The sequence below is a fragment of the Microbacterium umsixpiens genome (assembly GCF_053543675.1).
This window is the reverse complement of the sequence record NZ_JBLVOH010000014.1, coordinates 12,226-22,783: the sequence shown is the minus strand read 5'-3', so window position 1 is coordinate 22,783 and position 10,558 is coordinate 12,226. Positions and strand designations below refer to the sequence as shown.

Genomic DNA, 10,558 nt, shown 5'->3' with positions numbered 1-10,558 from the left:
GGATCGGAGTCCCTTCGTCTGTGCGATCAGACCAGCGAACGCAGCACGTACTGCAGGATGCCGCCGTTGCGGTAGTAGTCCGCCTCACCGGGTGTGTCGATGCGGACGACCGCGTCGAACTCGACCGGCTGCTTGCCTTCGGGCGAGTTCTCGCTCGGGGTGGCCGTGACCTTGACCGTCTTGGGCGTGACACCGTTGTTGAGCTCTTCCAGCCCCGTGATCGAGACGATCTCGGTGCCGTCGAGGCCCAGCGACTCCCAGCTTTCGCCGGCGGGGAACTGCAGCGGGACGACGCCCATGCCGATCAGGTTCGAGCGGTGGATGCGCTCGAAGCTCTCGGTGATGACCGCCTTGACGCCCAGCAGGCTCGTGCCCTTGGCCGCCCAGTCGCGCGACGAACCGGAGCCGTACTCCTTGCCACCGAAGATGACGAGGGGCGTGCCCTGCTCCTGGTAGTTCATGCTCGCGTCGTAGATGTACGACTGCGGGCCGCCCGGCTGCGTGAAGTCACGCGTGAAGCCACCCTCGACGACCTGTCCGTCGTTGACGGCCGCGACCATCGCGTTCTTCAGACGGATGTTCGCGAAGGTTCCGCGGATCATGACCTCGTGGTTGCCGCGACGCGAACCGAAGGAGTTGAAGTCCTTGCGGTCGACGCCGTGCTCCGTGAGGTACTGGGCCGCCGGCGTGCCGGCCTTGATGTTTCCGGCGGGCGAGATGTGGTCGGTGGTGACCGAGTCACCCAGAGTCGCCATGACACGTGCGCCCTCGATGTCCTTCACCGGGGTGAGCTCCATCGTCATGCCCTCGAAGTACGGCGCCTTGCGGACGTAGGTCGAGTTCTCGTCCCACTGGAAGATCGCGTCATCCGGCGTGGGCAGGCTGCGCCAGCGCTCGTCGCCGTCGAAGACCGTCGCGTACTGCTTGATGAACTGCTCGCGCGAGATCGAGGAGTCGACGAGTTCCTGCACCTCGGCCGGAGTCGGCCAGATGTCCTTGAGGAAGACGTCTTCGCCGTCGGTGCCCTTGCCGAGCGCGTCGTTCTCGAAGTCGAAGTGCATCGACCCGGCCAGCGCGTAGGCGATGACCAGCGGTGGGCTGGCGAGGTAGTTCATCTTCACGTCGGGGCTGATGCGCCCCTCGAAGTTGCGGTTGCCCGAGAGGACAGCCGTGACGGCGAGGTCGTGGGAGTTGATCGCCTCCGACACCTCTTCGATCAGAGGACCGGAGTTGCCGATGCAGATCGTGCAGCCGTAGCCGACCGTGTAGAAGCCGAGGCCCTCGAGGTCCTTGTCCAGGCCGGACTTCTCGTAGTAGTCGGTGACGACCTTCGAGCCGGGGCCGAGCGTGGTCTTGACCCACGGCTTCTGCTTCAGGCCCTTCTCCAGCGCCTTGCGTGCGACGAGACCGGCGGCGATCATCACCGACGGGTTCGACGTGTTGGTGCACGAGGTGATGGCGGCGAGCGTGACGGCGCCGTTGTCGAGGATGTACTTCTCCCCCGACGGCGTCGTGACCGGGACGGGCTTCGAGGCGTTCGCCGGAGCGCCGCTGTTGATGTGCACCGGACGCGTGGTCGGCTCCTCTTCGCCGGGGACAGAGCCCGGGTCGGATGCCGGGAAGGAGTGCTTCGACTCCAGGTCGACGATGTCGTCGGAGGTCGACGCCGTCGTGTAGCCCAGGATGTCGTGCTCGAACTGGGCCTTCGCCTCGGAGAGGAGGATACGGTCCTGCGGGCGCTTCGGGCCGGCGATCGACGGCACGACGGTGCCGAGGTCGAGCTCGAGGTACTCGCTGAAGGTCGGCTCGACGTTCGCGTCGTGCCAGAGCTTCTGCTCCTTGGCGTACGCCTCGACCAGCGCGACGGCCTCTTCGCTGCGGCCGGTCAGGCGCAGGTACTCGAGGGTCACGTCATCGATCGGGAAAATCGCCGCCGTGGAGCCGAACTCGGGAGACATGTTTCCGATGGTGGCGCGGTTGGCGAGCGGCACCGACGCGACGCCCTCACCGTAGAACTCGACGAACTTGCCGACCACGCCGTGCTTGCGCAGCAGGTCGGTGATCGTGAGCACGACGTCGGTCGCGGTCACGCCGGCGGGGATCTCGCCGGAGAGCTTGAAGCCGACGACACGCGGGATCAGCATCGACACGGGCTGACCGAGCATGGCCGCCTCGGCCTCGATGCCGCCGACGCCCCAGCCCAGCACACCCAGGCCGTTGACCATGGTGGTGTGCGAGTCGGTGCCGACGCAGGTGTCGGGGTATGCGCGGAGCACGCCGTCGACGTCGCGGTCGTAGATGACCTTGGCCAGGTGCTCGATGTTCACCTGGTGGACGATGCCGGTTCCGGGCGGGACGACTTTGAAGTCACTGAAGGCCGTCTGGCCCCAGCGCAGGAACTGGTAACGCTCGCCGTTGCGCTCGTACTCGATCTCGACGTTGCGCTCGAGGGCGTTCTCCGAGCCGAACAGGTCGGCGATGACGGAGTGGTCGATGACCATCTCGGCGGGCGAGAGCGGGTTGATCTTGTTCGCGTCACCGCCGAGGGCCGTCACGGCCTCGCGCATCGTGGCGAGGTCGACGATGCAGGGCACACCGGTGAAGTCCTGCATGACCACGCGCGCGGGCGTGAACTGGATCTCGGTATTGGGCTCTGCCGCGGCATCCCACGAACCCAGCGCCTCGATCTGCGCCTTCGTCACATTCGCACCGTCCTCGGTGCGAAGCAGGTTCTCCAGGAGGACCTTGAGACTGAAGGGGAGCTTCTCGAAACCGGGCACCGTGTCGATGCGGAAGATCTCATAGTCGGTGCTGCCGACTGTCAGGGTGCTCTTGGCACCGAAGCTGTTCACCGTGGACACGAATCCGTCTCCTTCTATTCGGATGGGAGCGACAGGCGCCTCCATCTTGCTCGCCAGCGAGCCCCTGCGGCTAGCAAGGCGGACCTAACCAGTCTGCTCCGCGCAGCTCACCGGCGAAAGCCTGCGATTTATCTTGATGTCAAGATAAATCTATCATGCCTCGGCGGCGTCTTCGCGCGACGGACCACGCGGATGGAGAGCGCGTACGACGAGCCAGGTGACCGCGATCAACGGCGCGAAGAGCGGGAGGCCCATGATGAGCTTGAGCGTGCCGAGTGCGGTCACATCGCCTGCGAGGTACAGCGGGAGCTGCACGGCGAGTCTGGCGAAGAACAGCGCAGCCCACGCGATCCCGAGCCAGAAGTAGGCGCGGCGCTTGCGCCGATCGTTCCGCCAGGTGGTGCCCTCCCCCATCAGGAAACCGACCGCGAGGCCGATCAACGACCACCCGATCAGGGCCGACACGAGGATGACCGAACCGTAGACCGCGTTGGTGATGAGACCCGGGACGAAGTTGTCTGCTCCGCGACCGGTCCACAGCGCGAGCGCAGCCGCGGCGGCCGCGGCGACGAGTCCGCCGATCGCCGCGGAGGGCGGCGACTTCTGCACGAGGCGGACGATCGTGAAGACCGCAGCGAGGCCGACCGAGATACCGAGCGACAGGATCAGCGGCTCGGGGCGGATCGTGAAGATGATCACGAAGGCCAGGCTCGGCAGCACCGATTCGAGGATGCCGCGGACCCCGCCGATCGCCGACCAGACGACCTTGTGCGTGCTGGCGGTCTCCGCCGGGTCGAGCCCGGCACGGCGGGCGGCGCTGCCGAGAGCCGCCCCGAGGATCTCGGAGGTGCTCTTCTCGCGTTCCGGGTCGGGTTCTGGGACGCTCACGCGGAGCCCGGGGTCGCCGGCATCTTGAGTGGGATCAGATCACGCGGGGGCATCGGAGAGCCACCGCGGACGACGACGATCGAGCGGAACAGATCCTCGACCTTGGCGCCGGCCTCGGGATCCGACGCACCCGCTCCGCCGATCACGCCGCGAAGGAACCAGCGGGGACCGTCGATGCCGATGAATCGGGCGAGGCGCAGTCCGGAGCCTTCGCTCGCGGTCGCCGGGACCTCGGCGAGGAGCTCTTTGCCCAACGGGCCGTCGCGTTCTTCGACGCGGCCGCCCTGTGCCTTGACCTGGTCGCGCAGCTGCACGCGCGTCTCATCCCACAGTCCGCCGGAGCGCGGCGCCGCGAACGGCTGCACCTGCAGCGAGGATTCCGCATAGTCGAGGCCGACGGCGACGATGCGCTTGGTCTGCTCTTCCACCTCGAGCCGGAGGTTCAGCCCCTCGCGTGGAAGGATCTTGATCCCGCCCAGGTCGATGTACGGGCGAACCGGGTTCGCCTCGGAGTCGTCGAAAGGTCCGTCGGTGCCGCGGTTCGCGGGTGCCGACTTGGAGGGGGTCGCGTTGTTGTCAGTCATCTGTTCTGTCCCGCTTCGTTCTGCGTGAGCCCCGCCTGGTACCCGGTGGAGCCGAAACCGCCGGCGCCGCGGACGCTGTCCGGCAGCTCGTCCACCGAGATGAACGTGGCGCGTGTCACCGGCATGATGATCAGCTGCGCGATGCGATCGCCGACGGCCACATCGTACGCGCTCCTGTTATCGGTGTTGATCAGGCTCACCTTGATCTCGCCCCGGTATCCGGCGTCGACCGTCCCCGGCGAGTTCACGATCGAGATCCCGTGCTTGGCGGCCAGCCCGCTGCGCGGAACCACGAAGGCCGCATAGCCGTCGGGAAGCGCGATCCGGACTCCGGTGGCCACGAGAGCGCGCTCGCCCGGTTCCAGATGCACGGCCTCCGCCGCGACCAGAGCGGCGCCGGCGTCGCCCGGATGCGCGTATCCGGGCACCACTGCAGCGATAATGGGGACATCAACGGAATCGGTCACCCCATGAGGCTAATGCAGAACCCCGCCACAGACGCACGTGCCCGCTATCGCGAACGACTCTCTCCCAGCCTCTGGCTGCTGGTCACCGTCGCGGTCGCAGGACCGATGGTGTCTCTCGTCTTCGTGCCCATCGGGTCGACCTTCGCGCTCATCGTCGGCGCCGCCGTCTCCGCGCTCCTGGTGCTCGGCTTCATCGCGGCGACGCCGGTCGTGTCGGTGGAGGGCCGCATCCTGCGCGCCGGTCGCGCACACATCGATGTCGAGCACCTCGGCGAACCGCTGGCGCTCGTCGGCGAAGAAGCCCGACAGGCACGCGGTCCCGGTCTCCCCGCCCGCGGCTGGCACCTGATCCGCGGCGGGATCGGCGGGATCGTCGTCGTTCCGAATCTCGACGCGGACGACCCGGTCGACACGTGGAGCATCTCGACCCGCACACCGGACCGACTCGCGGCGGCCATCCGCACTGCCCGTTCCTGACGGGCCCGCTCACATACGACAGCGCGCCCCTGACCGAGCGGTCGGGGGCGCGTGAGACGTCGCTCGGAGGACTGCTTACGCAGCGCACTCCTTGCAGATGGGCCCGGATGCGCCCTCGTGGTCGAGCTGAGAGCGGTGCTTCACGAGGAAGCAGCTCATGCACGTGAACTCGTCCTGCTGCGCGGGCAGCACGACGACGTCGAGCTCGAGGTCGGAGAGGTCGGCACCCGGAAGGTCGAAGTTCGACGGGTTGTCGGAGTCTTCGTCCCCGCTTGAGCCGGAAGATTTGTCCGGCACACGCTCCTTGAGGGCTTCGATCGACTCGGAGTCGTCTTCGCTCTTTCGGGGGGCGTCGTAATCGGTTGCCATGCGGTAGATCTCCACTTTCATGGTGCGAGTGGGTGGTGCGCCGTCGGGTATCGGCGGCCATAGTTTGCACGACCGGGGGACATAACGCAAATGCGGTCCGTGCGACAGAGCAAACTCACGGCACGCCCAGGGTATTCCCGGTCCGAACGCCGCATGCGTGACACCATGAACGGACACCCATCAGAGGGGCATTCGCATGGAAAACGTCACCATCGTCGGCACAGAAGCAGGAGTCCTCGTACTCGCGACCGAGTCGGGCGAGCGGTTCTCGCTGCCCATCGACGACGTGCTGCAGCGTGAGATCCGTCGCGCCACCCGCCAGGCAGAGCCCACCGCACAGAAGCTCGCCGCGAGCCCGCGTGACATCCAAGCGCAGATCCGCGCCGGACTCACGGCTCCCGAGGTCGCCGAACTGCTGGGAATCAGCGTCGACGACGTCGCCCGCTTCGAAGGTCCGGTCCTCGCCGAGCGCGAGCACATCATCGGCCAGGCACTCGCGGTTCCCGTGCTGATCGGCAGCGAGGTCGAACCAGACGCCCAGCCGACCTTCGGCGTCGCGGTCCGCGCGAAGCTCGCCGAGGTCGCAGCGACGGCGGAGCGGTGGGCGAGCTGGAAAGAGGATTCCAGCTGGACGATCAAGCTCGAATTCACGGCGAACGACGTCGACCACGATGCCCGCTGGAGCTTCGACCCTCGCCGCAGCGCTCTCTCGCCGCTGAATGCCGACGCCACCCAGCTCTCGCGCCAGGGATCATTGCCCGAAGGGCTCATCCCCCGCCTTCGTGCTGTGGATGCGGAACGCACCAACTCCCCCTACAAGGACGAGAGCCGGTTCGACTCCGGCGCCTTCGGTCCGCGTCTGCTTCCGGCGCCGGAAGCGGAGTTCGAAGACCCCTCGCTCCCGGAGCGCTCCGACATCGCCGCGCAGGATGCCGCCATCAAGCGCGCGCCTTCCGCGCAGAACACGAGCCCCGAGACCGCAGACCTGCTGGAGGCGCTCCGTCGCCGTCGCGGTCAGCGCGAGACCGCTCCGCTGCTCGACGAGCCCGACGATGACGAGCACTCCGACCCGATCTCGCTGTTCGACGCCCTCGAGCAGCCCGATGACGAGCCCGAGCCGGCGCAGCCTTCGGCCCAGGCCGCCCCTTCCGACGCCGGCGAATCCGGCGGTCGCCGTCGACGCCGCAATGCCATGCCTTCGTGGGACGAGATCGTCTTCGGAGCTCGCACCGACGAGTGAGCGGCGCCGAGGAGTAAGCGGCGCCCCTGCCGGTTCGCGCTGGCAGCGTCAGCGCGCGAACGCGCCGAGCCTGATCAGGGGCACCTGCCGCTCCTCGGGCGTGAGCGCTCCGTGCTGCCCGATCATGCCGCGCCCGCGCTGGTCGGCCGCAGTGCCGTCGTAGAGGGCCCAGGTGCCGCGGGCGATGGCGAGCAGGTCGCCGATCCGTGCCGACGCTGCTGCGGTGACAGTCGCGCCGAACAGTCCGCTCCGGATGACTTCCTCGCGGGTGACGACGTCGGCGACCCCCTCCAGATCCGCCCGCCACCGAGCAGAGACCGCCGCGGCGTCAGCGTCGGGGTCGAGGTAGACGTGCAGCATCCGCGGCTCGCCACCGACGTGATGCACGCCCCGCAGATGCGACTCTTCCAGCACGACCTGGCGATCCGCTCCCACGTCGACCATCCCGTGGTCCGAGGTGACGAGCACCCCGACGGCCGGTGGCACCCGCGTGGCCAGAGCGGCATCGATGTCCTCGAGCGCCGCGACCCACTCGCGAGACGCGATCCCGTGCTTGTGGCCGGCCTTATCCACCTCGGGCAGATAGCAGTAGACGAGGGATCCCGGGTGGGTCTGGGCGAGCGTGTACGCGGCTTCGATGCGCGCTGCCGCCGTGGTCGCGGCGACGAACTCCGCGCCTCGGAGCGTGGCTTTCGTGAATCCACTGTGCGCGTATCCGGCGAATCCGACCGCGAAGCTCTCGTGTCCGTCGCGACCTGCCCGTTCGAAGATGGTCGGCACCGGCTGCCAGGTGAGCGGGTCGATCCCGTCGGTCTCCCAGCCGCTGAGCTGATTGACGAGCACGTCGCGGCTCACATCGAGCACCCGGTAGCCGACGAGGCCGTGCTCCCCCGGCCACACTCCCGTGACGATGCTGGTGAGTGCGGCGGCCGTGGTCGAGGGGAACACCGACTGCGCGACATCCTTCTTCGCCATGCCGGCCGTCAGCGTGCGGGCGTGACCAGCATGTGCGCGGAGGCTGATCGCCCCGAGACCGTCGACGACGACGAGGACGACGGAGTCCGCACGCGGAAGCGCCTCGGATCCGCCTCGGAGCGCGGCGAACAGGTCGTCCGCCACCCCGACGACGCTCCGGGCGCTGGGCGACGCGGACGGTAGCATGAGGGACATCCGAGCCAGTCTGACACAGGCTCCCGTACGCCCTCAGGAAGTCCATGCCGAAAACCCCGCCGCCCGAGCCCGTCGAGGAGCGCATCCAGGACATCGATCTCTCCGCCGAGATGCAGGGTTCGTTCCTCGAGTACGCGTACTCGGTGATCTACTCCCGCGCTCTGCCCGATGCCCGTGACGGTCTGAAGCCGGTGCAACGCCGCATCCTGTACCAGATGGCCGAGATGGGGCTGCGCCCCGACCGCGGCCATGTCAAGAGCGCCCGTGTCGTGGGCGAGGTGATGGGAAAGCTCCACCCTCACGGAGACTCCGCGATCTACGACGCGCTGGTTCGTCTCGCGCAGGAGTGGGCGCTGCGTGTGCCCCTGATCGACGGCCACGGCAACTTCGGATCCCTCGACGACGGTCCGGCTGCTGCACGGTACACCGAGGCCCGGCTCGCCGCGGCGGCGCTCGCCCTCACCGAGAACCTCGACGAAGATGTCGTCGACTTCATCCCGAACTACGACGGTCAGTTCCAGCAGCCGGCTGTGCTGCCGGCCGCGTTCCCGAACCTCCTCGTCAACGGCGCCAGCGGTATCGCCGTGGGCATGGCCACGAACATGGCGCCGCACAACCTCATCGAGGTCGTGGCGGCCGCGACCCACCTGCTCGAGAACCCGGATGCCACCACCGAGGAGCTGATGGAGTTCGTCCCCGGTCCCGATTTCCCCTCGGGCGGCATCCTGATGGGTCTCGACGGCGTCAAGGACGCGTACGCGAACGGACGCGGAGCGCTCAAGGTCCGCGGTAAGACGTCGATCGAGCCCCTGGGTCCGCGGCGCACCGGCATCATCGTCTCCGAGCTGCCCTACATGGTGGGCCCGGAACGCCTGATCGAGAAGATCCGCGACGCCGTGCAGGCGAAGAAGCTGCAGGGGATCAGCGACGTCACCGATCTGACCGACCGCAACCACGGGCTTCGCGTCGCAATCGGCGTCAAGACCGGGTTCGACCCGAACGCGGTCCTCGAGCAGCTGTACCGCCTGACCCCGCTCGAGGACTCGTTCAGCATCAACAACGTCGCACTCGTCGACGGCCAGCCGCGCACCCTCGGCCTGAAGGAGATGCTGAGCGTCTACGTGGGCCATCGCCTCGAAGTGATCACGCGGCGGAGTCGCTACCGCCTCGCGCGCCGCGAGGAACGTCTTCACCTCGTCGAGGGCTTGCTCATCGCGATCCTCGACATCGACGAGGTCATCCAGGTCATCCGCTCCTCCGACGACTCGGAGCAGGCGCGCACACGTCTGCGCTCGGTGTTCGATCTGAGCGAGCTGCAGGCCGAGTACATCCTCGAGCTGCGACTGCGTCGCCTGACCAAGTTCTCACGCATCGAGCTCGAGACCGAGCGCGATGCGCTGCTGGCAGAGATCGCCTCGCTCCGTGAGCTGCTCGGCAGCCCGGTGCTCCTGCGCGGCGTGGTCGCCAAGGAGCTCGATGCTGCGGCCGATGCCTACGGCACACCGCGCCGTACGCTTCTGATGAACGCCGCTCCGCCGAAGCCACGAGCGACCAAGGGAGCGGTCGATCTGCAGATCGCCGACGCCCCCACGGTCCTGGTCCTCTCCACCACGGGCCGCGCCGTGCGGGTCGACCTCGGTGAGGGACAGGAGCTCACGGTTCCGGCACGCCGCAGCAAGCACGACGCGATCCTGACGACGGTCGAGACGACGGTCCGCGCGGAGATCGGGGCTCTCACCAGCCTCGGCCGTGTCGTGCGCTTCTCCCCCGTCGACCTGCCTTCCGTCCCCGCGACCTCCGTCCAGCTCGCTGCGGGGACACCGCTGCGTGACTACCTCGGGATCACGACCAGGAACGAGCGGATCCTCGGGTTCGTGCGTTTCGACAGCGAGACGCCGATCGCTCTCGGGACGGCGCAGGGAACGGTGAAGCGCATCGTCCCGTCGTCGCTGCCGGTGCGCCCCGACCTCGAAGTCATCGGCATGAAGCCCGGCGACACGGTAGTGGGAGCAGCGGAGGCCCGCGACGACTCCGATCTCGTGTTCGTCACGAGCGATGCCCAGCTGCTCCACTTCCCCGCCGCGAACGTGCGCCCTCAGGGAGCACCTGCGGGCGGCATGGCCGGTGTCAAGCTCGGCTCCGGTGCGACCGTGCTGTTCTTCGGCGTCGTCGATCCCACGGCGGAGGCCGTCGTGGCGACGGTCTCCGGTGGCGAGAGCATCCTGCCCGGCACGGAACCGGGACGTGCGAAGGTCTCGGCCTTCACGGAATACCCGGCGAAGGGCCGCGCGACGGGCGGCGTGCGCGCACACTCGTTCCTGAAGGGCGAAGATCGGCTCACCGTCGCCTGGGTGGGACCGAACCCCCCGCTGGCTGTCGACCCGACCGGTGCCGTGCGCAAGCTCCCCGAGTCCGGAGCACGACGTGACGGCTCTGGTCAGCCCATCGACGGCGTGATCGGCAGCATCGGCCGCACGCTCGTCTGAGAACGGGAGAGGGGGG

At 68.0% G+C, this 10,558-nt stretch carries 9 protein-coding genes; 3 read left to right on the top strand and 6 right to left on the bottom strand.

Annotation, left to right across the window (positions count from 1 at the left end; translation table 11 throughout):
* Nucleotides 1-26: 26 nt before the first annotated feature.
* From ACNPM4_RS01240 to dut, 4 genes are all read right to left on the bottom strand, one after another.
* Complete coding sequence (locus tag ACNPM4_RS01240) at nt 27-2,861, bottom strand: aconitate hydratase (protein ID WP_448984423.1); 2,835 nt, start codon at nt 2,859-2,861, stop codon at nt 27-29.
* 153 nt (nt 2,862-3,014) lie between these two features.
* Nucleotides 3,015-3,749 carry a DUF3159 domain-containing protein gene (locus tag ACNPM4_RS01235; RefSeq protein ID WP_029263267.1) on the bottom strand — a complete coding sequence of 245 codons (735 nt, stop codon included), beginning with the start codon at nt 3,747-3,749 and terminating at the stop codon, nt 3,015-3,017.
* Nucleotides 3,746-4,333 carry a DUF3710 domain-containing protein gene (locus ACNPM4_RS01230; protein WP_029263266.1) on the bottom strand — a complete coding sequence of 196 codons (588 nt, stop codon included), beginning with the start codon at nt 4,331-4,333 and terminating at the stop codon, nt 3,746-3,748. Before ACNPM4_RS01230 ends, ACNPM4_RS01235 begins: the two co-directional genes overlap by 4 nt.
* Entirely contained in the window at nt 4,330-4,800 is a 471-nt protein-coding gene (dut, locus tag ACNPM4_RS01225; RefSeq protein WP_448984422.1) for a dUTP diphosphatase, read from the bottom strand. The genes ACNPM4_RS01230 and dut overlap by 4 nt, the downstream gene beginning before the upstream one ends.
* A 3-nt stretch (nt 4,801-4,803) precedes the next feature.
* Here dut and ACNPM4_RS01220 point away from each other — a divergent pair, with 3 nt between their 5' ends.
* Nucleotides 4,804-5,277 (top strand): DUF3093 domain-containing protein, encoded by a 474-nt coding sequence (locus ACNPM4_RS01220; RefSeq protein ID WP_448984421.1) that lies wholly within the window; start codon nt 4,804-4,806, stop codon nt 5,275-5,277.
* Nucleotides 5,278-5,352: 75 nt separating this feature from the next.
* On the opposite strand, the gene ACNPM4_RS01215 is transcribed toward ACNPM4_RS01220, so the two are convergent.
* Nucleotides 5,353-5,646 (bottom strand): DUF4193 domain-containing protein, encoded by a 294-nt coding sequence (locus ACNPM4_RS01215; protein ID WP_105725536.1) that lies wholly within the window; start codon nt 5,644-5,646, stop codon nt 5,353-5,355.
* 196 nt (nt 5,647-5,842) lie between these two features.
* Between ACNPM4_RS01215 and sepH the strand changes: the two genes are divergently transcribed.
* Nucleotides 5,843-6,886, top strand: a complete 1,044-nt coding sequence (sepH, locus tag ACNPM4_RS01210) for a septation protein SepH (RefSeq protein WP_029263262.1) — start codon at nt 5,843-5,845, stop codon at nt 6,884-6,886.
* Nucleotides 6,887-6,934: 48 nt separating this feature from the next.
* Here sepH and ACNPM4_RS01205 read toward each other — a convergent pair whose 3' ends face one another.
* Nucleotides 6,935-8,056, bottom strand: a complete 1,122-nt coding sequence (locus ACNPM4_RS01205; RefSeq protein ID WP_448984420.1) for an alkaline phosphatase family protein — start codon at nt 8,054-8,056, stop codon at nt 6,935-6,937.
* Between the two features lie 44 nt (nt 8,057-8,100).
* Between ACNPM4_RS01205 and ACNPM4_RS01200 the strand changes: the two genes are divergently transcribed.
* Nucleotides 8,101-10,542, top strand: a complete 2,442-nt coding sequence (locus ACNPM4_RS01200; protein WP_448984419.1) for a DNA gyrase/topoisomerase IV subunit A — start codon at nt 8,101-8,103, stop codon at nt 10,540-10,542.
* Nucleotides 10,543-10,558: the final 16 nt, after the last annotated feature.

Excerpts from the sequence above, each read along its gene's own strand:
- ACNPM4_RS01205 (WP_448984420.1), bottom strand. The coding sequence starts at position 8,056 with ATGTCCCTCATGCTACCGTCCGCGTCGCCCAGCGCCCGGAGCGTCGTC.
- ACNPM4_RS01220 (WP_448984421.1), top strand. The coding sequence starts at position 4,804 with ATGAGGCTAATGCAGAACCCCGCCACAGACGCACGTGCCCGCTATCGC.
- ACNPM4_RS01215 (WP_105725536.1), bottom strand. The coding sequence starts at position 5,646 with ATGGCAACCGATTACGACGCCCCCCGAAAGAGCGAAGACGACTCCGAG.
- ACNPM4_RS01230 (WP_029263266.1), bottom strand. The coding sequence starts at position 4,333 with ATGACTGACAACAACGCGACCCCCTCCAAGTCGGCACCCGCGAACCGC.
- ACNPM4_RS01200 (WP_448984419.1), top strand. The coding sequence starts at position 8,101 with ATGCCGAAAACCCCGCCGCCCGAGCCCGTCGAGGAGCGCATCCAGGAC.
- sepH (WP_029263262.1), top strand. The coding sequence starts at position 5,843 with ATGGAAAACGTCACCATCGTCGGCACAGAAGCAGGAGTCCTCGTACTC.